Genomic DNA, 23,194 nt, shown 5'->3' with positions numbered 1-23,194 from the left:
CTCAGTCCCGCCCGCCCGGCTCCAGCCGGTAGCCCAGCCCCCGCACGTTGCGGATGGCGAAGGCGGGCGCCAGCGGCTCCAGCTTCCTGCGCAGGAGGTAGAGCACGCTGTCGACGCTCTGCTCGCCCACCACCTGGGGGTCGTCCCAGGCCTGGCGCAGGATCTGCCCCCGGCTCAGCACCTGCCCCGGGTGCCGGAGGAAGCACTCCAGCACCGCCGCCTCCCGGACGGTCAGGCGGACCTCCTCGGAACCGCCGTCCCTGCGCCGCACGGTGCGCAGCTCGGGATCGAAGAGGAGGCCGCCCGCCTCCATCTCCCGCGCTTCCTGGGACTGGCGGAGCGGCCGGAGGATCCGGCGTTCGAGCGCCCGCACCCGCGCCGCCAGTTCCTCCAGCGAGAAGGGCTTGGTCAGGTAGTCGTCGGCGCCGGCGTCGAGACCGGCCACCCGGTCGCTGACGGCGTCGCGGGCGGTCAGCATGAGGATGGGGATGGCGCCCGCCGGGCCCGGCTCCTGGCGCAGCGTCCTGCAGAGCGAGAGCCCGTCCAGTCCGGGCAGCAGCCAGTCGAGGATGAGGAGGTCGTAGCCGCCCCGCCGCGCCTGCTCCAGACCCGTCCAGCCGTCGTGGACGCAGTCGGCGCTGTGGCGGACCTCCTCCATGGCGCGGCAGAGGAGCCTGGCCAGTCTCGGCTCGTCTTCCACCACCAGGATGCGCACCTTTCTCGCCGGCCCCCCGATCTCCGGATCTCTTCCCGTCCCCGGGTCGTCTTCCTATCACGATACCGCCCGCTGGCGGCGGACGGGTGGAGTGTGTCACCATGGGAGCGTTCCGCCCGCTTCGGAGGCGGCTCCGTGACGGCTATCATGACGGCTGGGAGAGGATAGGCGTGGAAGCTGGGAAGCTCCAGGCGGTCTGGTCGGCCGGGGACGGGCAGGCCGACCTCCTCATCCTGACCGCGGGCTACGGCGGCGGCCACCGGCAGGTGGCCCTGGCCGTGGCCGAGGCGGTGGCCGAGCTGGAGCCGGCTCTCTCCTTCCAGGTGCTCGACTTCTTCCAGGCCTACTCGCCGCTCTACGCGCGCTTCACCCGCTTCAGCTACGTCACGGCGGTGCGCCACTTCCCGCGCGCCTACGGCTGGTTCTACCGGGCCTCCTCGCGCGTCGCGGAGCAGGCGGCGCTCCGCGAGGCGCTCACGCGCCTCGGCTGGCGGCGCATGCTGGAGATCGTGGCGTCGGCCCGCCCCAGCGTCCTGGTCCACACCTTCCCGCAGACGGCCGCCATCCATTCCGCCCTGGCCCGGCGGGGGCGGCTCCGCGATCTCTCGTTCTACACGGTGGTGACCGACCACACCGACGGCCCCGAGTGGATCTACCCCGGGACCGATGGCTACTTCGTCAGCTCGCCCGCCATCGCCCAGGGACTCGTCCGGCGCGGCGTCGAAGCGGGGCACGTCCACGCCACCGGCATCCCCCTCCGGCGCGCCTTCCTGCACCTGCCCGAGAGGGCCGCCGCCCGCGCCGGCTTCGGGCTGGATCCGGGCCGTCCCGTGCTCCTGCTCACCGGCGGCGCGCTGGCCACCCTGTCCGGCCTCCCCGAGCTCCTGGCGCGGATCGACCGCCTGCCGGCCGACTTCCAGCTGCTCGCGGTGGCCGGCGACGATGCCGCCGCCCAGCGCCACCTGCGCCAGGAAGCGCGCCGCATGCGCCACCCGGTCCGCGCGGTCGACCTCCTCCCCGACCTGGCCGCGGCCATGAGCGCGGCCGACCTGGTGATCACCAAGGCGGGCGGCGTCACCACCTCGGAGGCGCTGGCCGCCGGCCGCCCGCTCCTGCTGGTCCCCCCCGTCCCCGGCCAGGAGGCGGTCAACGCCGCCTACCTGGCCCGCCACGGGGCGGCGCTCGTCGCCCGCGACGCCCCCGATCTGGTCGCTCGCCTGGAGCTTCTGCTTCGCCGTCCCGAGGAAGCGGACCGGCTGGCCCAGGCCGCCCGCCGCCTGGGACGGCCCGCCGCCGCCCTGGACGTGGCTGCGGTGCTGACACGGGACCCCAGGCTGGCCCGGGCACGGTCGGCGCGGGCCGCTGCGCCCTCGAGGTGAGGCCCGGCCGTGGAGATCGCCCGGATCGTCCGCGCCATCGCCAAGCCCTCCGTGCTCGCCTATCTTGTGACCGTGGCCGCCGTCGAGTTCGTCCGCGGCGCGCTCTACATCACGTTCCTGCCCACCTACCTGCCCGGCCTGGGCGTGACCACGGCGGAGGTCGGCCTGGTCATCGCCACGCAGTACATCGCCGACAATCTTTTCAAGGCCTGGGAGGGGAGCATCATCGATCGCCTGGGCCCCTGGCCCATCCTGCTCCCCGGCTTCCTGCTGGCCGCGCTGGGCGTGCTCGTCCTCTCGCGCTCCCACAGCCTGCCGGCGCTCCTCCTGGGCTCCCTCGCCTACGGGTTGGGCGCGGCCGGCACCTGGCCGGCCGCGATGTCGGGCATCAGCGCGGCGGCGCCGGAGGAGCTCCGCTCCACCGCCCTCAGCTCCATCTTCGTCGCCTGGCTGGCCGGCGGCGGGCTGGGTCCCATCCTGGTCAACTACATCCCCGACCGCTGGGTCTTCCCGGTGCTCGGGGCCGTGATCCTGGTCCCGCTGGCGGTGGCGCTCGCCCACCTGCGCTCGCTCCGCTACCGCGGCGTCGACTGGAGGCGGGTGGAGTGGATCGGTACCACCGTGCGGCGCGTGGCGCCGCTCATCGGGCGCGCCTGGCCGGTGCTGCCGGGGATGTTCCTTCAGACCTTCGCCGTCGGGCTGATCCTCCCGGTGATGGCACCCTTCGCCCGCCAGCAGTTCCACATCTCCGGACCCGAGTACGCCTGGCTGATGATGGCCGGCGGGCTGGTCGCCGTCCTCGTCCTGCTCCCCGCGGGATGGCTCGCCGACCGCCTCGGCCCCCGTCCGGTCCTGCTGGCCGGTCTCCTGATCGCCTCCGCCTCGCTGGTCTTTCTGGCCAGCCGGAGGACGCTGGGCCAGGCGCTCCCCGCGGCCGTCCTGCTCGGCGGCGGCTACGCGCTCGTCCTGCCCTCCTGGAACGGGCTGATGACGCGCATCGCCCCGGACAGCGACCGGGGCGGCCTCATGGGCTTCTTCATGACGGTCGAGGGGGCCGGGGTGGCGCTGGGTTCCGCCCTGGGAGGCGTCCTGGGCACGCTCTTCGGTCTCCACCTGCCGCTCTACGCCACCTGCAGCGTGCTGCTGGCCATGATCGTCGTCTACTTCTTCCTGCCGGTGGAGCGCTTCGCGCTGCCGCCGGAGGAGTTTCCCGGGAAATGAATTCGTCCGCGCGGCCTGGCGGGCGGAAAAAAGGCCGCAGCCCGGCGGGCTGCGGCCTGCGACGTTCCATTGGTGGTGCGCCCAGGAGGATTTGAACCCCCGGCCTACTGGTCCGTAGCCAGTCGCTCTGTCCACTGAGCTATGGGCGCACGGAAGGCTCAACTCTGGCGGAGAGGGCGGGATTCGAACCCGCGGAGGACTTGCGCCCTCAACTGCTTAGCAGGCAGCTACCTTCAGCCACTCGGTCACCTCTCCAGTGCAACTCCGTATGCTAGCACTCGCGCCCCCGCCTGGCAACCGGCTCATACCCCCGCAGTCCGCCGAATAGGAAGCCTCCTGGAGGCGAGGCGGCCGTGCTCGGTCTCGAGCCCTACGTCGGCGCCATGGTCCTGATGCGCCTGATCTCGGCCGGCATCGAGTTGACCGGCGCCACGCTGATGGCGCACTACAACCGCGTCGAGGCGGCTCTCCGTGTCAACGCGCTGCTGGGCATGGCGGGACCGCTGGTGCTTCTCACCGTCACCGCCATCGGCGTGGCCGGCATCGCCGGCGAGATGCCGCTCTGGCGGATCGGTGTCATCTTCCTGGGCGTCGCCCTGATCCTCTTCGGCGTCCAGCACTGATCGGGTGTCCGGCGTCGGGCCCGGCGGGCGCCGCTCCCACGAGGAAGTACGCTCAACGCTCCCGCTCGGGCGTCTCCGGCGCGCCCGGGTTGCCCGGTCGCGTCAGGTCGCGCCCGACCAGGAGGTGGTACTCCCGTTCGTGCCCTCCCTTGGGCTGGTAGCCGAAACCCTTCGCTTCGATCACGCGGACCACGGGGTCGAGCTGGTGGGCGTCCGCCGCCTCCAGCAGCAGGTCGAGCCGGTCGTCCTCCTCCATCCGGTCCAGCGCCTCCGCCACCCTGGCCGGATCGCGCTCCGGATCGACGCGGGGGCCCAGGCGGAGCCGGATCTCACCCACGAGCGAACGCACCTCCGGCCCCAGTCTGCCCCGGGTTCGGACCACCCATGAGCCGCGCCGGCCGGGCGCGCCACCGGGCCGATCCTCTCTCCTTCCTCCGGCGGCCAGGTCACTCCGCGATCTCGGCCGGCCGGCCGCCCGTCAGCCGAAGCAGCTCCGCCGCCGTCACGGGGAAGACGGCGCGCGGCGTCCCGGCGGCGGCCCACAGAGTGGCCTCGCCGTCTGCGACGAGGCTCTGGTCGATCACGGTAGGAAGCGGCCGGGCATGGCCCACCGGCGGCACCCCGCCCACCGGGAAGCCGGTCACCTGCTTGACCGTTGTGGCGTCGGCGCGTCGCACGTCGTCGGGTTCGCGCCCGAGAAGAACGGCCAGCGCCCGCGCGAGCTTCGCCTCGTCGACGCGGTGGGCCCCCGAGACCAGGGCGAGGACCGGCTGGCCGTCGGCCAGCCAGAGGAGGCTCTTGACGATGCGGTCGACCGTCGTCCCCACAGCCTCCGCGGCCTCGCGGGCGGTGGCGGTCGACTCCGTCGTCTCCCGCACCGCGGGATCCACGCCGGCCGCCCTCAGCGCCGCCAGGACCCGCTCCACGTTGGCGTGCATGGCGGCTGCCTCCCCCCCCGCCCGGGGAACGCTCTCCGAAAGTCTGGATCCTGGCGCAGAGCCTGGCGGAGAGGGTGGGATTCGAACCCACGAGGAGCTTCGAGCCCCTGGCGGTTTTCAAGACCGCTCCGTTCAACCGCTCCGGCACCTCTCCGGAAAGCCGGGTCGAGCAAGAGTCTAGCACAGCCTGCCCGGCGCGGGCGGCCGGCCTGTCGCCTCAGGCAGGCGGGGCGATCCGTTCCTGGCCGCGCATGTAGGGACGGAGCACGGCGGGGATGGTGACGGAGCCGTCCGCTTCCTGGTAGTTCTCGAGGATGGCGGCGAAGGTGCGGCCGACCGCCAGGCCGGAGCCGTTGAGGGTGTGGACCAGCTCCGCCTTGCTCTCCGGCGTCCGGCGGAACCGGATGTTGGCGCGGCGGGCCTGGAAGTCGGTGAAGTTGGAGCAGCTGGAGATCTCCACGTAGCGGCCGTAGCTGGGCATCCAGACCTCCAGGTCGATCTTCTTCGCCGCCGTGAAGCCCAGGTCGCCGGTGCACATCTGGAATTCGCGGTAGGGCAGCTCCAGCGCCTCCAGCACTTCCTCCGCGTCGCGGATGAGCGAGCGGAGCTCCTCCTCGGAGCTCTCGGGGGTGACGAACTTGACCAGCTCCACTTTGTCGAACTCGTGCTGGCGGATCAGCCCGCGCGTGTCGCGCCCGGCGGCGCCGGCCTCGGAGCGGAAGCAGGCGGTGTAGGCGCAGTGCTTGATCGGCAGCCGGGCGCCGTCGAGGATCTCGTCGCGGTAGAGGTTGGTCACCGGCACCTCGGCGGTGGGCACCAGCCAGAGGTCGTGGCCCTCCACCTTGAAGGCGTCCTCGGCGAACTTGGGCAGCTGGCCGGTCCCGGTCATGCTGGCGCTGTTGACCAGGAAGGGCGGGTAGATCTCGCTGTAGCCCTGGCGCTCGATGTGCAGGTCGAGCATGAACTGGATGAGCGCGCGCGCCAGGCGCGCGCCCGTACCCTTGTAGACGACGAAGCGCGAGCCGCTGATCTTGCTCGCCCGCTCGAAGTCCAGGAGGCCCAGGCGGGACCCCAGCTCCCAGTGGGGAAGCGGCTCGAAGCCGAACCCGCGCACCTCGCCCACGCGCCGGAGCTCCACGTTGCCCGACTCGTCCGGCCCCACCGGTACGTCCGGCGCAGGAAGGTTGGGGATGGCCAGGAGCGCCGCCTGGATCCGGTCGGCCTCCTCCCGCACCCTCGCCTCCAGCTCCTTGATCCGCGCGCCCACCCCGCGCATCTCGGCCACCAGCTCGTCCGCCGGCCGGCCCTCGCGGCGCCGGCGCCCGACCTCCTCCGAGACCCGGTTGCGGGTGGCGCGGAGCTCCTCCAGCTCGGCCAGGTGCTGCCGCCAGCCGCGATCGGCGTCGAGGAGCTCGTCCAGCGGCGCCTCCTCGACCCCCTTGGCGCGCATGCCGGCGCGCACCTCCTCCGGATGCTCCCGTACCCAGCGCAGGTCGAGCACGCCCTATCCCCCTCCCGACGATCCGCCGACCACTCGCCAGAGCTCGTCACCCCGCGGCGGCTCCAGGTCGGCCCAGCCCTCCCCCTGCCGGATCCGCAGGCCGGCCGCCCGCTCGCGGACGCGCCCGATGCGCGCGGCGGGAATGCCTGCCTCCCGCAGGCGGTCGACCAGCGGCCCCGCCTCCTCCCAGGCCAGGCCGATCAGGAGGCTGCCGCTCGAGATCAGCCGGTAGACGTCCAGGCCGAAGTGCCGGCAGAGGCGCTCCACGTCCGGCGGCACCGGCACGGCCTGGGGATCCAGCTCCAGCCCGACGCCCGAGGCGGCCGCCATCTCGTAGGCGGCGCCCCAGACGCCGCCCTCCGTCACATCGTGCATCGCCCGGCTTCCCGTCGCCAGCGCGATCCTGGCCGCCGGCACGATGCTGATCCGTCGCCGCAGGTCGAGGAGGCGCCGCCAGGCTTCCTCGCCGAGGGCGGCCCGCACCTCCCCCGCCCGGTCGGCGGCCAGGATGGCGGCGCCTTCGGTCCCGGCCGCACCCGCCATCACCAGCGCGTCACCGGGCTCGAGCGCCCCGGCGTGAACGTCCCGCTCGCGCGGGCGCCGGCCGAGGACGGTGGCCGAGAGGATCGGCCGCGGCAGGCCCGGGGTGACCTCGGTGTGCCCGCCGCCGATGGCCAGCCCCACCTCCTCCGCCGCCCGCTGCGCGCCGGCCATCAGCCGCTCCACCAGGGCCGGGCCGCTTCCTTCGGGGAGGAGGAGCGTCAGCAGGACCAGCACCGGTTCGGCGCCGGCGGCGGCCACGTCGTTGGCGGAGACGTGGACCGCCAGCCAGCCGGCGTCCGCCTCGGCCGCCGTGATCGGGTCGGTGGAGGCGACCACCAGGTCGCCGCCCAGGTCGAGGACGGCGGCGTCCTCGCCCGTCGCGCCGCCGCGGAGGAGCTCGGCGCGCTGCGCACCCCGGTACCGGAGCACGTGCCGCTCCAGCAGATCGAGAGGAAGCTTGCCCGCGGCCAGGCCGGCCCTCTCCCCGCCCGTCGCGCTCACCGGCTCACCGCTCCCCGCCGTTCGCCTCGTCGGACTCGATGCGGGCGACGGCCACCAGCTGGTCGCCCGGCCCCAGCCGCATGAGGCTGACCCCCTGGGTCATGCGGCCGAGGCGGGGCACGTCGTGGACCGGGTAGCGGATGAGGACGCCCTGGGCGCTGATAGCCATCACCTCGTCCTCCTCGTGGACCACCAGCGCCCCGGCCACCTGCCCGTTCCGGCGGGTGGGCCGGATGGCGTGGACACCCATGCCGCCGCGGCCCTGGCGGCGGAACTGCTCCAGCGGCGTCCGTTTGCCGAAGCCGTTCTCCGTCACCACCAGCAGGTCGGCTGCCGGGTCGACCACGGCCATGGCGATCACCCGGTCGCCCTCCGCCAGGCGGATGCCGGTGACCCCCCGGGCGGTCCGCCCCATGGGCCGGACGTCGGCGAGGGAGAAGCGGATGGCGGCTCCGCCACGGCTGGCCAGAAGCAGGTCGGCCGGCTCCTGCGCGCGCGCCACGGCGATCAGCTCGTCGCCCTCGTCCAGGCCCAGGGCCACCAGCCCGGCCCGCCGGGCGGAACCGAACTCGCGCAGCGCCGTCCGCTTGATCACGCCGTTGCGCGTCGCCATCACCAGGAAGTCCCCTTCCTCTGCCTCCTCCTCCTCGAAGGAGGGGACGGTGACCACGGCCGTGATCCCCTCGCCGCCCTCCAGGGGCACCAGGTTGACCACCGCCGTCCCCCGGGCGGTCCGGCTCGCCTCCGGGATCTCGTACGCCTTGACCGGGTAGACGCGCCCGCGGTTGGTGAAGAAGAGCACCCAGTGGTGGGTCCGGGTGACGAAGAGGTGCTCCACGAAGTCCTCATTCCGCACCGAGGTGCCGGCGATGCCGCGGCCGCCGCGGTGCTGGCTCCGGTAGCTGCCCAGCGGCTGCCGCTTCACGTAGCCGAAGTGGGTGACGGTGACCACGCACTCCTCGTCGGCGATCAGGTCTTCCTCGTCGAACGCGGCCTCGCCGGCGACGATCTCCGTCCGCCGGGCGTCGCCGTACTTCTCCCGGATCTCGCTCAGCTCGTCGCGGATGACGCCCAGGAGGCGCTGCTCGTCCGCCAGGATGGCGCGCAGCTCGGCGATCCGCTGCAGCACCTCGCGGTACTCGGCCTCGATCTTCTCCCGCTCCAGGCCGGTCAGCCGCTGCAGCCGCATGTCCAGGATCGCCTGGGCCTGCTTCTCGCTCAGGCCGAAGCGGGCCATCAGCCCGTCCCGGGCCTCCTCCACCGTGCGGGAGCCGCGGATCAGGGCGACGATCTCGTCGATGTGGTCCAGGGCGATGCGCAGGCCCTCCAGGATGTGCGCCCGCTCCTCGGCGCGATCGAGCTCGAAGCGGCTCCGGCGGCGGATCACCTCTTCCTGGTGGGCCAGGTAGAGCTCCAGGATCTCCTTGAGGTTGAGGATGCGGGGTTGCTGGTCGACCAGCGCCAGCAGGATGATGCCGAAGCTCTGCTGCAGGGCGGTCGCCTTGTACAGCTTGTTGAGGACCACGTTGGCGTTGGCGCCCCGCTGGAGCTCGATGACGATCCGCATCCCGTTCCGGTCGGTCTCGTCGCGGAGGTCGGAGATGCCCTCGATGCGGCGCTCGCGGACCTCCTCGGCGATCTGCTCGATCAGCTTCGCCTTGTTGACCTCGTAGGGCAGCTCCTCGACGACGATCTGCTGCCGGTCACCCTTCCCCGTCTCGACGTGGGCCCGCGCGCGCAGCGTGATGATGCCGCGCCCGGTCTCGTAGGCCTGGCGGATGCCCTGCCGGCCGACGATCAGCGCCCCGGTGGGGAAGTCGGGGCCGGGGATGCGGCGCATCAGGTCGGCCACGTTCAGGGAGCGGTCCTCGATCAGCGCCAGGACCCCGTCGATCACCTCGCGCAGGTTGTGCGGGGGGATGTTGGTGGCCATGCCGACGGCGATGCCGGCCGAGCCGTTGACCAGCAGGTTGGGGAAGCGGGCCGGCAGGACCACCGGCTCCTTCTCGTCCCCGTCGAAGTTGGGGACGAAGTCCACCGTCTCCTTCTCCAGGTCGCGCAGGAGCTCCATGGCGATCGGCGCCAGGCGCGCCTCCGTATAGCGCATGGCGGCCGGCGGGTCCCCGTCCACGGAGCCGAAGTTGCCGTGCCCGTCGATGAGCGGATAGCGCATGGCGAAGTCCTGGGCCATGCGGACCAGCGCGTCGTAGACGGCCGCGTCGCCGTGCGGGTGGTATTTGCCCAGCACGTCGCCCACCGTCCGCGCCGCCTTCTTGTACGGCTTGTCCGGCGTGTTGCCCGCCTGGCGCATGGCGTAGAGGATCCGCCGGTGCACGGGCTTCAGGCCGTCGCGGACGTCGGGCAGCGCACGGTTGACGATCACGCTCATGGCGTAATCGATGTAGGACTGCTTCATCTGCTCGGTCAGGTCGACGGGTACGACGTTGCCGATCTCTGCCACTCCGGCTCCTCCTGCTTGTCAGCTAGCCGATCGTGTCCAGGTTCTGGACCTCGTGCGCGTGCTCCTGGATGAACTCCCGCCGCGGGGCCACCTCGGCGCCCATCAGGATGCTGAAGATCTGGTCGGCCTGGATGGCGTCCTGCAGGGTGACGGCCAGGAGCGTCCTCCGGGTGGGATCCATGGTGGTGGACCAGAGCTGTTCGGCGTCCATCTCCCCCAGGCCCTTGTAGCGCTGGGGCGGTTCCACCGCCTCCCAGCCTCCCAGCTGGGCGATGATCCGGTCGCGCTCCGCGTCGGAGTAAGCGTAACGGGGCTGCCGGTCCTTCCCCCGCTTCGGGACGATCTGGTAGAGGGGCGGCTGGGCGACGTAGACGTAGCCGTGCTCGATCAGCGGCCGCATGTGCCGGAAGAAGAAGGTGAGCAGGAGCGTCCGGATGTGCGCGCCGTCCACGTCGGCGTCGGTCATCAGGATCACCCGGTGGTAGCGCGCCTTCGAGATGTCGAAGTCCTCGCCGATGCCGGTGCCGATGGCGGTGATCAGGGCGCGGATCTCCTCGTGGCTCAACACCCGGTCGAGCCGCGCCTTCTCCACGTTCAGGATCTTGCCGCGCAGGGGGAGCACCGCCTGGAAGCGCTTGTCTCTGCCCTGCTTGGCGCTGCCGCCGGCGGACTCGCCTTCCACCAGGAAGAGCTCCGCCTCCTCCGGATCGCGCACCGTGCAGTCGGTCAGCTTCCCGGGCAGCGCCGTCACCTCGAGGGCGCCCTTCCTGCGCGTCAGCTCGCGTGCCCGCCGCGCCGCCTCGCGCGCCCGCGACGCCGTCACCGCCTTGTCCAGGATGGCGCGGGCCGCGGACGGGTTCTCCTCCAGGAAGGCGGCCACGCCGTCGGCCACGACGGTGTCGACGATGGCACGGACATCGCTGTTGCCCAGCTTCGTCTTGGTCTGTCCCTCGAACTGCGGCTCGGGGAGGCGGACCGAGAGGATGGCCGTGAGGCCTTCGCGGACGTCCTCGCCGCTCAGGTTCTCCTGGCCTTCCTTGAGCAGTCCGAGCCGCCGGGCGGCGTCGTTGACCACCCGGGTCAGCGCCATCTTGAAGCCGGTCTCGTGCGTGCCGCCCTCCACCGTGTGGATGTTGTTGGCGAAGGAGTAGAGGGTCTCGCTGTACCCTTCGTTGTACTGGAGGGCGGCTTCCACGCTGACGCCCTCGCGCTGGCCGCTCACGTAGCAGACTCCCGGGTGCAGCGGCCCCTTTCCCTTGTTGAGCACCTGGACGAACGAGACGATGCCCCCCTGGAAGCGGTAGCGGCTGAGCCGCCCGGTCCGCTCGTCGTCCAGCTCGATGGCCAGCCCGCGATTGAGGAAGGCCAGCTCCCGCAACCGCTGCGCCAGCGTCTCGTAGTCGAAGGTCGTGCTCTCGAAGATGCTGGCGTCCGGCAGGAAGGTGATGGTCGTCCCCGTCTCGTCGCTCTCCCCGACCCGCCTCATCGGGCCGACCGGCTGACCCCGCTCGAAGCGCTGCCGGAAGACGCCGCCCTCCCGGCGGCTCTCCGCCTCGAGCCAGGCGGAGAGCGCGTTGACCACCGAGACGCCCACGCCGTGGAGGCCGCCCGAGACCTTGTACGCCTTGGAGTCGAACTTCCCGCCCGCGTGCAGCATGGTCAGCACGACCTCGAGGGTGGGCCTCTTCACCTTGGGGTGGATGCCGGTGGGGATGCCGCGCCCGTTGTCGCGGACCCGGACGCTGCCGTCGGCGCGCAGCGTGACGACGATGTGGTCGCAGAAGCCGGCCATGGCCTCGTCGACGCTGTTGTCGACCACCTCGTAGACCAGGTGATGGAGCCCCTGGGCGCCCGTGCTGCCGACGTACATGCCCGGACGGCGACGAACGGCCTCCAGACCCTCCAGCACCTGGATCTGGCTCTCGTCGTACCCGCCGTCCTCACGGCCGGCCGGATGGAGCAGATCGATCACGCTCTCCTCTGCCAATCCGACGCCTCCCCGCCCTCTCCGCCTTCTCCACCGTCTCCTCAGACGGCTCCGCGCACGCCCCTCTCCAGGCGCGCGCGGAGCGCCGCGCTGGAGAGAACCGAGGCGTAGAGCACGCCCTCCGCGGTCAGCACATAGCTCTTTGGCGCCTGCGCCTGCGCCTGGACCAGCCGTCCGCGGCGCCGGTGCGCCTCGACCATCCTCCGGAAGTCGGGCGACCCCCGGGCGCAGGCGGCGTCCAGGATCAAGACCAGATCACGCGCCCAGACCGTCATCCCGTCTCCCAGGTCCAGAATCACGTGACGCCCGTCCCCTTTCGCCGCCAGCGCCCGCCCGCGCCGCCGCCAGGCGCTCCCTCCTGCGCAGCTGCGCGCTGACCAGCCGCCGCCAGCGGTCGATCAGCTGGCGATCCACGCCCGCAGCCTCCAGCTCCCGCAGCGCAGCGGCTGCCTCCGGAAGAAGCTCTCCCTGGGTCGGGGAGGAGACCACCCGGCCGTCCCCGGCTTCCTCGTCCGCGGCGCCGTCGTGCCAGGCAGGCGAGACGTCGACGCGCAGGGATCGGATACCGCGCACGCCTCTGCGCTGCAGCTCGCGCAGGATGGCGCTCTTGTGGAAGGCGAGCTCGGTGGCCCAGCTGCCGTTCTCCGCCTCGACGCGGAGCACCGCGAACTCGATCCCTTCGGCCCGCGAATGACGGGCGAGCACCGGCCCCACGACCTCCGGCCAGAGGTCGAGGGCCCGGTAGGCCTCGATCCGCTTGCTCACGCCCAGCCGCCTCACCAGGTCGGCCAGGACGGCGCCCAGCTCAGCGGGCGGACGGCGATCGGTCACCGGCGGGCACCTCGCTGAGCGAGCCTGAAAAGACGCGAAACCATTTTACTCTTTCACTCCCCGCAATCTCCAGCAGCGAGCCCCCCGCTCCGGCCTGGCGCTCTTCCGCCACCGTCAGCCAGGCCTGCTCGACGTCCGGGAGGAGCAGCTGCAGCAGGCGCTGCCGCCTTTCGCCATCCAGTTCGGAGAAGACGTCGTCCAGGAGCAGGAGCGGTGACTCGCCCAGGCGCTGGCGCAGGAGGACGAACTGGGCCATGCGCAGCGCCACCGCCACCGTCCGCTGCTGCCCCTGCGAACCGTAGGAGCGCAGGTCGCGCCCGGCCAGGAGCAGGCGGAGGTCGTCCCGGTGCGGCCCGACCAGGGTGAAGCCCCTGGCCAGCTCCTCGGCCAGCCTCGCCTGCAGCGCCTCACGCAGGGCCTGCCGGAGGAGCTCGTCCGTCTCCGGCGCCTCCCGGGCCGTCGGCGCCCCGCCCGCCGCGATCCGCCGTCCCAGCTCCGGGACCGACGAGGCGTAGCGGACCTCCAGCGCGTCGTTGCCGGAGAGCGCTGCATGGAGCCGGCGCAGCGCGGGGACCAGCTCGGCCAGCAGGGCCAGGCGCCGGCGGAGGAGGCCGGCGGCGGCCGCCACGAAGGCCTCGTCCCAGCTTTCCAGCAGCAGGGCGGCGCTTTTCGTCGAGGCGCCGGCCCCCAGCCGCCGCAAGAGGGCGTTCCGCTGCCCGAGCGCCTTCCGCGTCGCCTCCAGGGAGGCGTCGTACGAGCGGCTCCACGCCCGCCCGACCTCGTCCAGGAAGCGTCGTCGCACGCTGGCCGGCCCCTGGGCGAGCAGCAAGTCCTCCGGCCGGAAGAGGACCACCGGCGTGCGGAAGGCGAGCTCCCCCAGCCGTGTCACCGGACGCCCGTCCACCTCGACCTGCTTCGCCTCCGGGGAGAGCCGGACGCCCACGGTCGAGCGGCGGCCCCCCACTTCCACCTCGGCGCCGACCCGCGTCTCGGTGCAGCCCTCACGCACCATCTCCGACTCCGCCCGCGCCCGCGGCGAGCGGCCCGAGAGCACGAGGAAGGCGGCCTCGAGAAGATTCGTCTTGCCCGCGCCGTTGGGGCCGACGAGCACGTCGACGCCCGGTGACGGGCGCCAGTCCAGGCTGGCGTAGTTGCGGAAGTCGGCCAGGAACAGTCGCTCAATCCGCAACGAGCAGCTCCTCGCTTCCGCCGTCCTCCCGCTCGACGAGAATGCGGTCGCCCGGGGACAGCTTCCTCCCGCGGCGCAGCTCGGGCTGCCCGTTCACCCGCACCCGGCCGGCCTGGATCAGCCGCTTGGCCTCCCCGCCCGTCTCCGCCATCCCCGCCCGCTTCAGGAAGGCCCCCAGCTCGATGGGCAGCCGCTCCACCGAAACCTTCCGCATGACCTCGCCCCGGCTCAGCTCGCGGTCCTCATGGGCATCACCACGTAGAAGAAGGAGCTGTCCTCGGGATCGCGCAGCCGAGCGGCCGAGAGCGGCCCGCTCATCTCCACCTGCACGCGCTCCCCCTCCAGCGCCTTCAGCCCCTCCATCCAGAAGCGCGGGTTGAAGGCGATCTCCAGCGGCTCCCCCTCCTCCAGCGGAGGAAGCGCCTCCCGCGCCCGCCCCAGCTCCGGTGCGTCGGCAGTGACCACCAACCGCCCATCCCCGAACTGGAGTTTGAGCGGTGCCTGCTCCCTGCCGCTCCCCAGCAGTGCCACCCGCTCGCAGGCGTCCAGGAGCTCCTGGCGGTCCAGCTGCCAGGTGGATGGGAAGTGAGCCGGGACCGCCGCCAGCACCTGGGGATAGCTTCCCTGGAGAAGGGAGGCCACGAAGTGGAAACCCTTCCCTCTGGCGTGCAGGCGCGTCCCGTCGCTGGCCACCTGGATCTCTTCCTCCGTCTCGCCAAGGCTCACCAGGACGTCCAAGCTCCTGGCCGGGACCACCAGCGCGCCGAAGTCGCCCGGCGCAGCTCCCGCGGCCTCGGCTGGAGCCGAGGCCGCGGCTGACTCCTCCGCGCCTCCCTCCTCGGCCGCCTCCTGGAAGACCTCCTGGCGCGCGATGCGGAAGCCATCGGTAGCCATGGCGGTGATCCGGGCTCTCCCCAGCTCGAGCAGGATGCCGGTCAGGATCGGCCTCGCCTGGTCCTGCGAGGCCGCGAAGACCGTCCGGCGAACCGCCCGGGCGAGGGCCGCGCCGGGGACGGAGACGGAGGCCGCCCCTTCGGGGAAGGCCCCGGGTCGCGGAAACTCCTCGGGGCTCATGCCCTGGATGACGAAGTCGGCATCGGGCCAGGCCAGGCGGAGCGCAAGCGCCTCTCCGGAGCTGGAGAGCTCCAGGTCGGTGGCGGGAGCCCGCCGCACCAGGTCGGTCAGGAAGCGCGCCGGCAGGACCGCCTCCCCCGGCTCTTCCACGCCGGCCGGAATGCCGAGGGTGGCGCTCATCTCCAGGTCGGTGGCGGTCACCTCCAACCATCCGTCCCGGGCGTGGAGCAGGACACCCGAAGCGATGGGCAGGGGACTCCGGGACGGGACGATGCGGCTGGCGGCCTGGAGAAGCCTGGCGAAGACGGGTTGGGCGAGACGGAATCGCACCGGTCGGACCTCCTTCGATGTTGCTGACTCGAATGAAACCGCTTCGTACTATGGAACCTGCTTCGTAGACGTAGTCGTAAGGGCTGTGGAGATGTGGAAAGCGGGTCCGAGCCCTCGTTGGCCCTCATTCCGGGCTGTGGACAACCTGTGGATGCGGGGGAGAACTTCTCCACTCTGTCCACCAGGAAGCGGACCCTCTCCTCTCCTCCCCATCTCGTCCACAGCCTCTCCCCACGCTTCCCCACAGTTCGTCCCCAAGGGTGCCGGAGCGGACGGATCACGCGCGGATCTGGCGGATCAGGTGGTCGATGGTCGAGGCCAGCGCCGGGTCGCGCCGGACGTCGGCCTCCACCTTGTTGCAGGCGTGGAGCACGGTGGTGTGGTCGCGCCCACCGAAGGCTTCGCCGATCTTCGGCAAGGAGGCGTCGGTCAGCTTCCTGCACAGGTACATGGCGATCTGGCGCGGGTAGGCCACCGCCCGGGTCCGCTTGTGCACCTTCATCTCCTGGGGGTCGAGGTTGTAGTAGTCGGCCACCACCTTCTGGATCGCGTCGATGGTAATCAGCTTCTCCGGTCGCGGGGCGACGAAGTCCTGAAGCGACTCCTTGGCCACGTCGAGGGTGAGCGGCAGGTGCTTGAAGGAGGTATAGGCCACCAGCCGGATCAGGGCCCCCTCCAGCTCGCGGATGTTGGTGCGGATGTTCTCCGCGATGTAGGTGAGGATGGCGTCGTCGATCTCGAGCTTGTCCGCCGCGGCCTTGGCACGGAGGATGGCCAGCCGGGTCTCGAAATCCGGCGGTTGGATGTCGGAGATCAGGCCCCACTCGAACCGCGAACGGAGCCGCTCCTCCAGGGTCGGAATCTCCTTGGGCGGCCGATCCGAGGAGACGATGATCTGGCGGTCGGCCTCGTGCAAGGCGTTGAAGGTGTGGAAGAACTCTTCCTGCGTGCTCTCCTTGCCTGCCAGGAACTGGATGTCGTCCACCAGCAGGACATCCACATTCCGGTAGCGGTTGCGGAATTCCACCGTCCTGCGGTCACGGATCGCGTTGATCAGCTCGTTGGCGAAGGTTTCGGAGGAGACGTAGGCGACCCGGATCCCCGGATGCCTCTCCAGGGTCCGGTGGGCGACCGCCTGCATCAGGTGGGTCTTGCCGAGACCCGCCCCCCCGTAGATGAAGAGCGGGTTGTACGCCCTGGCGGGCGCATCCGCCACGGCCAGGGAGGCGGCATGGGCCAGACGGTTGGAGCTGCCGACGACGAAGGTCTGGAAGGTGTACCGGGGATTCAGGGGCTGGCCCACCACACCTCCCGTCTGGGCGACGTGCGCCTGGACCGCCGCCGAGAGCGCCACGGCCACCTCGTCCTCCGGGGAGGGCTCGGGCCGCTCGCCCGCGCCCTCCGGCGGCACGACGAACTCGAGACGGACCTCGCGCTGCAGGAGGTCGGTGAGCTGGCGTTGGAGGAGCATGGCCACGTGATCCTGCAGGTAATCCCGGGTGAAGCTGTTTCGCACGGCGAGGATCAGCGTGTCGTCGTGCAGCGCGATGGGCTCGGTCTCGCGGATGAAGTGGAATGTCGGGGCCGGGACGCTCTCCTCGAGGTTATGTACCGCCTGCGTCCATACCTGTGCGAGCGACTGCATCTTGCCAACCCCCGTCTGGATGGGCAATCGCCGCCACGAGCCGGGGACGGTCGCGCGGACGGCCTTCGCACCTATGCGGCGCTGGAGTGGTCGGCTGAACCGGACCTGCCGAAGTAAACGGATCAGGCGCGGGTGCTGCATGGTTATGTCACCGTATGCGGTAGGCACATGTTATCAACAGAGGTGTCCACAGCCTGTGCATACAACCAGCGGCATCACGAGCCCGTCCCGCCAGGTCGGCTTCCCCACGCTAGCAGAGGAGCCTCTGGCAGGCAAGGCCGGCCCGTTTCCGTCTCCGCCCGCCAGAAGGGTTCGGACTTGCCGAGCGGCGTTTGACTCGCCCACATGCGTTCGCCTATAATGCGCGCGGCCTGAAGCCGGCTCGGCAGGCGGGAACCCGTCTCGATCCTGCCGGGGACCTTGCGGTGCGCGGCGAGTCCCGCGTCTGCGATACGAACCAGGTTCGGTTCGCCTCCCGGGATCCCTGCCGAGGAGGTCGGAGGTGTGGAACGACATGAAGAGGACGTACCAGCCCAAGAGGTTGCACCGGCGTCGGGTCCACGGCTTCCGTGCGCGGATGCGGACGCGGGGCGGCCGGGAGGTTCTGCGGCGGCGGCGGGCCAAGGGCCGCCATCGCCTGACCGTGAGTTGAAGGAGGGCGGGCGCGGCCCGTGGGGGTCGCCTGGTCGGGCCACGCTCCGCAGGGTGGAGAGGATCGTGCGCCGGGAGCAGTTCCGGCGCGTTTTTGACTGCGGCATACAGGTCGTTGGCCGGCCGGCCGTGGTGTACACTGTGCCTAATGAGCTGGAGGTCAGCCGGCTCGGTATCGTGGTCAGCTCGCGTATCGGCCGGGCAGCCGCTCGCAACCGGGTGCGCAGGCGGCTGCGGGAGTGGGCCCGGCGCTCGTGGCACCGGGTGCGGCCGGGTCACGATATCGTCATCGTGGGCCGTCGGGCTACCCGCGAGATGTCTTATCCGGGCTTTGCAGCGGAGATGGCGAGGCTCTTCAGCGCACTGCAACTGTGGGGAGACGAGGGCGAGGACAGATGCTCGCAGCCGGGACCCGTCGAGTGAGCGGCAGGGCTCAGAAACTCCTGGTAGGCGCCATCCGCTTCTACCAGAGATGGATCTCGCCGCTCAAACCTCCGAGCTGTCGGTTCACGCCCACCTGCTCGGAGTACGCGGTGGAGGCAGTCCAGAAGCACGGCGCCGCGAAGGGATCCGCGCTGGCGGCTTGGCGCGTGGTCCGGTGCGGACCCTGGTCGCCGGGCGGTTACGATCCCGTGCCCTGAGGGCGTCGTCCCCCGGGAGGTGGCGCATGGAGCGCCCTTCCTCGTAAGGAGGTTTCTGGTTGGCAGTCTGGGACGCGTTGCTCGAGGCTTTCCGGGCGGCGCTGACATTCCTGGCCTCCGTGGCCGGCAGCTACGGCGTCGGCATCGTCCTGTTGACCCTGCTGGTCCGCGGGATCCTCTGGCCGGCCACCTGGCCGTCCATGGTCTCCTCGCGCAAGATGCAGGACCTCCAGCCGAAACTGGCCGACCTGCAAAAGAAGTACAAGAACAACCCCCAGAAGCTGAACGAAGAGACGATGAAGCTCTGGCGGGAGCACGGGGTGAACCCCGCGTCCGGCTGCTTCCCGTTGCTCCTGCAGTTGCCCATCCTCTGGGCGCTCTATGAGACGCTGCGCCGGTTCGACTTCTCGCACGCCTCCTTCCTCTGGATCAGCGCGCTGTCCCGCCCGGATCCGTTCTACGTGCTTCCGATCCTGACAGCTCTGACGACCTTCCTGCAGAGCTGGGTGATGCTGCGCAACTCGCCGGGGATGTCGGGCCAGGCAGGTCAGCAGCAGCGCATGATGATGTACCTGATGCCGCTCCTGATGGGCTGGATCACCCTCAACCTGCCTGCGGGGCTGGGCCTCTACTTCGTCGTCTCCAACATCTTCAGCGTCTTCCAGGCGGCGATGGTGCCTCGGGTGGTCAAGCGTACGACGGAGAGGGGATGAGCCTTTGCGGTCGGTGGAAGTGACGGCGCCGAGCGTGGACGAGGCGGTCTCCATCGGCCTGATTCGATTGGGTGGCGTAGGACACCGGGACGTGAAGGTAGAGGTTCTGGAGGAGCCGGGCGCGGACGGCGGAACGGCCGCGCCGGGCGATGCCAAGCAGGCCCGTGTCCGGCTGACGCTGGCCATGGACAAGGCGCTCGCCGCCCAGCGCTTCCTCTCGCGGGTCGCCCTGCTCTACGGTTGCACGGGGACCTCGGTGGTGGTGGTCCGGGAGGAGGAGCGGATCGTTCTGCAGCTGCGGGGACGGGATGCAGGCGAGCTGATCGGCTTCCACGGGCAGACGCTGGATGCGCTCCAGACACTGACCAACACGGTGGCCACCCAGGCCTCCGGGGACAGGACGCCGCTGGTCCTGGACGCGGTCCAGTACCGCGAGCGGAGAAGCGTCCACCTCAAGCGGATGGCGCGCCAGGCGGCCGAGCAGGCGGTGGAGAGCGGGAAGCCCATACAGCTGCCGCCCATGCCGGCAGCGGAGCGCCGGCTGGTCCACTTGGCGCTGGAGGGCGATGCGCGGGTACGGACCCACAGCGAGGGTGAGGAGCCGCGTCGCTTCGTCGTGGTGGAGCCCGCCGGCGCGGCGGCGGGGAGGGAGCAGGCGGCCAAGGGAAGCGAACCGGCCCGGCGGCTGCACAGGCGCCGCCACGCGGGTGGCGACGCCCGCAGGAAGGGTGCTGCGACAGGGTCGTGAGCGAGGCGGCCGGTGAGCACGTGGCGCTCTTGAAACAGTGGCTGGAGGAGTGGGGCGTCTCACTTCCCGGGGAGCAGACCGCGGCGCTGGTCCGCCTGGGGGAGGACGTGGCGGCCGAGGCGGAACGCTGGGCTGTCTCCGGTGTCGCCGGGACGGAGGAAAACCTGCGCCGGAACATCCTTGACTCCCTTCTGGCTCTCTCGGCGCCGGAATGGGCCGGCGAGGGTGAGGCGGTGGACGTGGGATCCGGCGGCGGCTTCCCCGGCCTGGCCCTGGCGCTGGCGGAGCCGGATCGCCGCTGGTGGCTGCTGGAGGCGACGCGCAAGAAGGCCGCCTTTCTGGCACGCGAGGCCTCCGCGCTGGGGGTCGGCGGCCGGGTGCACGTGGTCTGGGGGCGCGCGGAGGACAGGCGGACCTGGCGGCCGCTCGACCACGACGCCGTGTGGCCGGGACGATTCGCCCGGGTGACGGCGCGGGCGGTGGCCCCCCTCCGACGGTTGGTACCCTGGGTGGCAGCTCTTCCGGAGCGACCGGGAGGGCTTTTTTTCGCTTACAAGGGGCCGGGGGCGGAGCAGGAACTGCAGGAGGCCCGGGCCTCGCTGCGGCGGGAGCGCCTCGAGCTGGTGCGGGTGGTGGAGGCGCGCCTGCCGAGGGGTGGCGAGATCCGGCGACTCCTGGTCTTTCGGGCCGAGGGCTGACGGACCGGGAGGGGCGCGCCGACAGCCGCGGCGCTTGGCGGGAAGGAGCGAAAAGCCGCGGCGTGGAAGGAGGGCGCCGCCGGAGGTGAGGCGGCGCATGGGCGTCGGGGGTTCGTCGGTAGAGCGGTGGCTCGAGGTGCCCGTCGACCAAGTGCGCCCGAGCCCGTATCAAGCCAGGCGCCACTTTGGCAGCGAAGCGCTGCAGGAGCTCTCGGAGTCGATCCGCGAAAACGGGCTGTTGCAGCCGGTGGTCGTCCGGCCGGTCGGGGGTGCGTACGAGCTGGTGGCGGGGGAACGCCGCTGGCGGGCGGCCCGGATGGCCGGGCTGGAGCGCATCCCCGCCGTGGTGATGGAAGCCGACGACCGGCGCGCGGCGGTGCTCAGCCTGGTGGAGAACCTGCAGCGGGAGAACCTCCACTTCCTGGAGGAGGCGGAGGGCTACCGCGAGCTGATCGAGGACTTCCATCTGCGCCAGAGCGAGCTGGCGGCGCGGATCGGGAAGAGCCCGAGCACCGTGGCCAACCGCCTGCGCCTCCTTCATCTGCCCGAAGCCGTGCGCCGCGAGATCTTCCGGCGGCGGGACGTGGTGAGCGAGCGCCATGCACGGGCGCTCCTCCGCATAGAGGACGAGCAGCTCCAGATGGAGGTCCTGGAGAAGATCGTGGAGGCCGACCTGACCGTCCAGGAGACCGAACGTTGGGTGGAGCAGCTGGTGGCCGCCTCGGGCCAGCGCCCGCCGACCAACCCCGGGCGGCGGCAGGTTCGCGTGATCAAGGACATCCGGATCTTCCTCAATACCTTCCGGCAGGCGGTCAATCACCTCCAGGCGGCAGGTGTGGCCACCCGCCTGGAGGAAGTGGACCTGGGCGAAGAGCTGGAGGTGCGGGTGCGCATCTCCAAGCGGCCCGTACCCGTGGCGGGAAAGACGGTTCCTGACAGAGCGGTGCAGAACCTGCCCGGCAAGGCAGCGCGGAGGGAATGATCGGCGGCTCATGGCCCGGGTGATCGCGGTGGCCAATCAGAAGGGCGGGGTGGGCAAGACCACGACGGCTGTGAACCTGGGCGCCGGCCTCGCGCAGCTTGGCCAGAGGGTCCTTCTGGTGGACATCGACCCGCAGGGGAACAGCACGAGCGGTCTGGGCGTGGACAAGGAAGGGAGCCGGCCCAACATCTACGACGCCCTGATCGGCCAGGCGGAGCTGGGGGCGTCCGTGCGGCCGACGCCGGTGGACGGGCTCTTCCTCGTGCCGGCCAACATCGACTTGGCCGGGGCCGAGATCGAGCTGGTCAACATGATGGCCCGGGAGTCGCGGCTCCGGAAGGCGCTGGAGAAGGAGCAGGACGCCTACGACTTCGTGCTCATCGACTGCCCGCCCTCGCTCGGGCTCCTGACCATCAACGCCCTGACGGCCGCCCACTCGGTGCTCATCCCGATCCAGTGCGAGTACTACGCCCTGGAGGGGCTCACGCAGCTCCTGAACAGCGTGCGCATGGTGCGCGCCAACCTGAACGAGGCGCTGGAGCTGGAGGGCGTGGTGCTGACCATGTTCGACGGCAGGACCAACCTGTCCATCCAGGTGGCGGAGGAAGTGAAGCGATACTTCCCCCGGAAGGTCTTCCGCAGTGTCATCCCCAGGAACGTGCGCATCAGCGAGGCGCCGAGCCACGGACTGCCTGTCCTGCTCTACGATCCGAAATCCCGGGGCGCGGAGGTCTACCTCGAGCTGGCGAGGGAGGTGCTCGAACGTGCCGGTTAACCGGACGGCGTTGGGACGGGGCCTTCAGGCGCTCTTCCCGGAGGGCCTGGAGCAGAGGCCGGGCGAGGAGGTCCGCTTGCTGCCGGTGGGGGCGATCCGGGCCAACCCGATGCAGCCGCGCCGGCAGATGGACGACGCCAAGCTGCAGGAGCTGGTCGCCTCGGTCAAGGAGCACGGCGTGCTGGAACCCGTGATCGTGCGCCGGGCCGGGGAGAGGTACGAACTGGTGGCCGGGGAGCGGCGCTGGCGGGCGGCCAGCCAGGCCGGACTGGCGGAGATCCCCGCCATCCTCCGCGATGTGGACGACCGCCAGATGCTGGAGCTCGCCCTGATCGAGAACATCCAGCGGGAGGAACTGAGCCCGCTGGACGAAGCGCGCGCCTACGCCACGCTGATCCACGACCTGGGCTTGACGCAGGAGGAAGTGGCGCGGCGGGTGGGCAAGAGCCGGTCGACCATCGCCAACTCGCTGCGTCTTCTTCAACTCCCGGAGCCGGTCGCCCAGTGGGTGGAGCGGCGGGTCTTGAGCGAGGGTCACGCTCGAGCCCTGCTGGGGGTGGAGGACCCTGCCGAGCGCGAGCGCCTGGCGAAGCAGGCGGTGGAAGAGGGCTGGAGCGTCCGCGAGGTGGAGCGCCGCGTCCGCCAGGAGGCGGGGGGCCAAGGACGGCGGGAGCGGGGCGGCGCGGGACGGGTGGAGCGGGCGCCGGCCGGCGGCGAACAGCCGGTCTGGCAGGCGGAGATGGAACAGCTGCAGGACCGTCTCCAGGACGTCCTGGGAAGCCCGGTCCGGATCCGGCCGCAGGCCCAGGGCGGGACCATCGAGATCCGCTTCTTCGGCCTGGAGGACCTGGAGCGGTTGGCGGAGCTGATGCTGGGGCGGAGTCTCGCAGAGGACGGGGGACCGGGCGGCTAGGCGGACGAGCCATCGGTGGACGACGGGCCTGGGCGCGGGACGACGGCCGCCGCGCGGCGGCTGTTTCACGTGAAACATCGCCACCCATCATCGCAATACCGCCCTCGGGCGGGAACCGGGACAAGAGAGGACGCG

General features: G+C 71.3%; 24 protein-coding genes and 3 tRNA genes. 11 read left to right on the top strand and 16 right to left on the bottom strand.

Features of this window, described 5'->3' with window-relative positions; all coding sequences use genetic code 11:
- Position 1: 1 nt before the first annotated feature.
- On the bottom strand, positions 2–715 hold the full coding sequence (locus QJR14_04515) for a response regulator transcription factor (GenBank protein MDI3316867.1): 714 nt from the start codon (positions 713–715) through the stop codon (positions 2–4).
- Positions 716–885: 170 nt separating this feature from the next.
- Here QJR14_04515 and QJR14_04510 point away from each other — a divergent pair, with 170 nt between their 5' ends.
- Both QJR14_04510 and QJR14_04505 read left to right on the top strand, forming a co-directional pair.
- Positions 886–2,094, top strand: a complete 1,209-nt coding sequence (locus QJR14_04510; protein ID MDI3316866.1) for a glycosyltransferase — start codon at positions 886–888, stop codon at positions 2,092–2,094.
- Positions 2,095–2,103: 9 nt separating this feature from the next.
- The gene (locus tag QJR14_04505; GenBank protein ID MDI3316865.1) at positions 2,104–3,315 is read left to right on the top strand and encodes an MFS transporter; all 1,212 of its coding nucleotides are present in this window, start codon (positions 2,104–2,106) and stop codon (positions 3,313–3,315) included.
- A 73-nt stretch (positions 3,316–3,388) separates the two neighbouring features.
- Here QJR14_04505 and QJR14_04500 read toward each other — a convergent pair.
- Both QJR14_04500 and QJR14_04495 read right to left on the bottom strand, forming a co-directional pair.
- A tRNA-Arg gene (locus QJR14_04500) sits at positions 3,389–3,464 on the bottom strand.
- A gap of 16 nt (positions 3,465–3,480) precedes the next feature.
- A tRNA-Ser gene (locus QJR14_04495) sits at positions 3,481–3,570 on the bottom strand.
- Between the two features lie 98 nt (positions 3,571–3,668).
- Here QJR14_04495 and QJR14_04490 point away from each other — a divergent pair.
- Entirely contained in the window at positions 3,669–3,938 is a 270-nt protein-coding gene (locus QJR14_04490; GenBank protein ID MDI3316864.1) for a YqhV family protein, read from the top strand.
- Positions 3,939–3,990: 52 nt separating this feature from the next.
- On the opposite strand, the gene QJR14_04485 is transcribed toward QJR14_04490, so the two are convergent.
- The 13 genes from QJR14_04485 to dnaA form a co-directional block, all read right to left on the bottom strand.
- Entirely contained in the window at positions 3,991–4,275 is a 285-nt protein-coding gene (locus QJR14_04485; GenBank protein MDI3316863.1) for a hypothetical protein, read from the bottom strand.
- Between the two features lie 109 nt (positions 4,276–4,384).
- Positions 4,385–4,876 (bottom strand): YbaK/EbsC family protein, encoded by a 492-nt coding sequence (locus QJR14_04480; protein MDI3316862.1) that lies wholly within the window; start codon positions 4,874–4,876, stop codon positions 4,385–4,387.
- Positions 4,877–4,939: 63 nt separating this feature from the next.
- Positions 4,940–5,030, bottom strand: a tRNA-Ser gene (locus tag QJR14_04475).
- 63 nt (positions 5,031–5,093) lie between these two features.
- Positions 5,094–6,377, bottom strand: a complete 1,284-nt coding sequence (gene serS / locus QJR14_04470; GenBank protein ID MDI3316861.1) for a serine--tRNA ligase — start codon at positions 6,375–6,377, stop codon at positions 5,094–5,096.
- Between the two features lie 3 nt (positions 6,378–6,380).
- On the bottom strand, positions 6,381–7,421 hold the full coding sequence (locus tag QJR14_04465) for an AIR synthase-related protein (protein MDI3316860.1): 1,041 nt from the start codon (positions 7,419–7,421) through the stop codon (positions 6,381–6,383).
- Between the two features lie 4 nt (positions 7,422–7,425).
- On the bottom strand, positions 7,426–9,882 hold the full coding sequence (gene gyrA, locus QJR14_04460) for a DNA gyrase subunit A (GenBank protein ID MDI3316859.1): 2,457 nt from the start codon (positions 9,880–9,882) through the stop codon (positions 7,426–7,428).
- 22 nt (positions 9,883–9,904) lie between these two features.
- The gene (gene gyrB, locus QJR14_04455) at positions 9,905–11,854 is read right to left on the bottom strand and encodes a DNA topoisomerase (ATP-hydrolyzing) subunit B (GenBank protein ID MDI3316858.1); all 1,950 of its coding nucleotides are present in this window, start codon (positions 11,852–11,854) and stop codon (positions 9,905–9,907) included.
- Between the two features lie 56 nt (positions 11,855–11,910).
- A complete protein-coding gene (locus QJR14_04450; GenBank protein MDI3316857.1) occupies positions 11,911–12,144 on the bottom strand; it encodes a DUF370 domain-containing protein in 234 nt (77 codons plus the stop codon).
- Positions 12,125–12,700, bottom strand: a complete 576-nt coding sequence (locus QJR14_04445) for a DUF721 domain-containing protein (protein ID MDI3316856.1) — start codon at positions 12,698–12,700, stop codon at positions 12,125–12,127. Before QJR14_04445 ends, QJR14_04450 begins: the two co-directional genes overlap by 20 nt.
- Positions 12,675–13,889, bottom strand: coding sequence for a DNA replication and repair protein RecF (gene recF, locus QJR14_04440; GenBank protein MDI3316855.1), 1,215 nt, complete (start codon positions 13,887–13,889; stop codon positions 12,675–12,677). The genes QJR14_04445 and recF overlap by 26 nt, the downstream gene beginning before the upstream one ends.
- Positions 13,879–14,103 carry an RNA-binding S4 domain-containing protein gene (locus QJR14_04435; protein MDI3316854.1) on the bottom strand — a complete coding sequence of 75 codons (225 nt, stop codon included), beginning with the start codon at positions 14,101–14,103 and terminating at the stop codon, positions 13,879–13,881. The genes recF and QJR14_04435 overlap by 11 nt, the downstream gene beginning before the upstream one ends.
- A 14-nt stretch (positions 14,104–14,117) precedes the next feature.
- On the bottom strand, positions 14,118–15,293 hold the full coding sequence (dnaN, locus tag QJR14_04430; protein ID MDI3316853.1) for a DNA polymerase III subunit beta: 1,176 nt from the start codon (positions 15,291–15,293) through the stop codon (positions 14,118–14,120).
- A gap of 277 nt (positions 15,294–15,570) precedes the next feature.
- Positions 15,571–16,938 carry a chromosomal replication initiator protein DnaA gene (dnaA, locus tag QJR14_04425; GenBank protein ID MDI3316852.1) on the bottom strand — a complete coding sequence of 456 codons (1,368 nt, stop codon included), beginning with the start codon at positions 16,936–16,938 and terminating at the stop codon, positions 15,571–15,573.
- A 514-nt stretch (positions 16,939–17,452) separates the two neighbouring features.
- On the opposite strand from dnaA, the gene rpmH reads away from it, so the two are divergent.
- From rpmH to QJR14_04385, 8 genes are all read left to right on the top strand, one after another.
- Positions 17,453–17,590 (top strand): 50S ribosomal protein L34, encoded by a 138-nt coding sequence (gene rpmH, locus QJR14_04420; protein ID MDI3316851.1) that lies wholly within the window; start codon positions 17,453–17,455, stop codon positions 17,588–17,590.
- A 394-nt stretch (positions 17,591–17,984) separates the two neighbouring features.
- Positions 17,985–18,230: a membrane protein insertion efficiency factor YidD gene (gene yidD, locus QJR14_04415; GenBank protein ID MDI3316850.1), complete on the top strand. Its 246-nt coding sequence runs from the start codon at positions 17,985–17,987 to the stop codon at positions 18,228–18,230.
- A gap of 59 nt (positions 18,231–18,289) precedes the next feature.
- Complete coding sequence (locus QJR14_04410) at positions 18,290–18,943, top strand: YidC/Oxa1 family membrane protein insertase (GenBank protein MDI3316849.1); 654 nt, start codon at positions 18,290–18,292, stop codon at positions 18,941–18,943.
- Positions 18,944–18,956: 13 nt separating this feature from the next.
- Positions 18,957–19,691, top strand: a complete 735-nt coding sequence (gene jag / locus QJR14_04405) for an RNA-binding cell elongation regulator Jag/EloR (GenBank protein ID MDI3316848.1) — start codon at positions 18,957–18,959, stop codon at positions 19,689–19,691.
- Positions 19,688–20,389, top strand: coding sequence for a 16S rRNA (guanine(527)-N(7))-methyltransferase RsmG (locus QJR14_04400; protein MDI3316847.1), 702 nt, complete (start codon positions 19,688–19,690; stop codon positions 20,387–20,389). The genes jag and QJR14_04400 overlap by 4 nt, the downstream gene beginning before the upstream one ends.
- An 85-nt stretch (positions 20,390–20,474) precedes the next feature.
- Positions 20,475–21,371, top strand: coding sequence for a ParB/RepB/Spo0J family partition protein (locus tag QJR14_04395; GenBank protein MDI3316846.1), 897 nt, complete (start codon positions 20,475–20,477; stop codon positions 21,369–21,371).
- A gap of 10 nt (positions 21,372–21,381) precedes the next feature.
- Complete coding sequence (locus tag QJR14_04390; GenBank protein ID MDI3316845.1) at positions 21,382–22,146, top strand: ParA family protein; 765 nt, start codon at positions 21,382–21,384, stop codon at positions 22,144–22,146.
- Positions 22,136–23,059 (top strand): ParB/RepB/Spo0J family partition protein, encoded by a 924-nt coding sequence (locus QJR14_04385; GenBank protein ID MDI3316844.1) that lies wholly within the window; start codon positions 22,136–22,138, stop codon positions 23,057–23,059. Before QJR14_04390 ends, QJR14_04385 begins: the two co-directional genes overlap by 11 nt.
- Positions 23,060–23,194: the final 135 nt, after the last annotated feature.

Source organism: Bacillota bacterium (assembly GCA_029961055.1).
Taxonomy (GTDB): domain Bacteria; phylum Bacillota; class Sulfobacillia; order JAIMAT01; family JAIMAT01; genus JAIMAT01.
Note: the sequence above shows the minus strand (reverse complement) of the source record. Positions and strands in the feature narration are given on the sequence as shown.

What these genes read in the sequence shown, in the direction of transcription:
- QJR14_04480 (MDI3316862.1), bottom strand. Translation starts at nt 4,876, where the DNA reads ATGCACGCCAACGTGGAGCGGGTCCTGGCGGCGCTGAGGGCGGCCGGC.
- QJR14_04450 (MDI3316857.1), bottom strand. Translation starts at nt 12,144, where the DNA reads ATGACGGTCTGGGCGCGTGATCTGGTCTTGATCCTGGACGCCGCCTGC.
- QJR14_04435 (MDI3316854.1), bottom strand. Translation starts at nt 14,103, where the DNA reads ATGCGGAAGGTTTCGGTGGAGCGGCTGCCCATCGAGCTGGGGGCCTTC.
- dnaA (MDI3316852.1), bottom strand. Translation starts at nt 16,938, where the DNA reads ATGCAGTCGCTCGCACAGGTATGGACGCAGGCGGTACATAACCTCGAG.
- rpmH (MDI3316851.1), top strand. Translation starts at nt 17,453, where the DNA reads ATGAAGAGGACGTACCAGCCCAAGAGGTTGCACCGGCGTCGGGTCCAC.
- yidD (MDI3316850.1), top strand. Translation starts at nt 17,985, where the DNA reads ATGCTCGCAGCCGGGACCCGTCGAGTGAGCGGCAGGGCTCAGAAACTC.
- QJR14_04390 (MDI3316845.1), top strand. Translation starts at nt 21,382, where the DNA reads ATGGCCCGGGTGATCGCGGTGGCCAATCAGAAGGGCGGGGTGGGCAAG.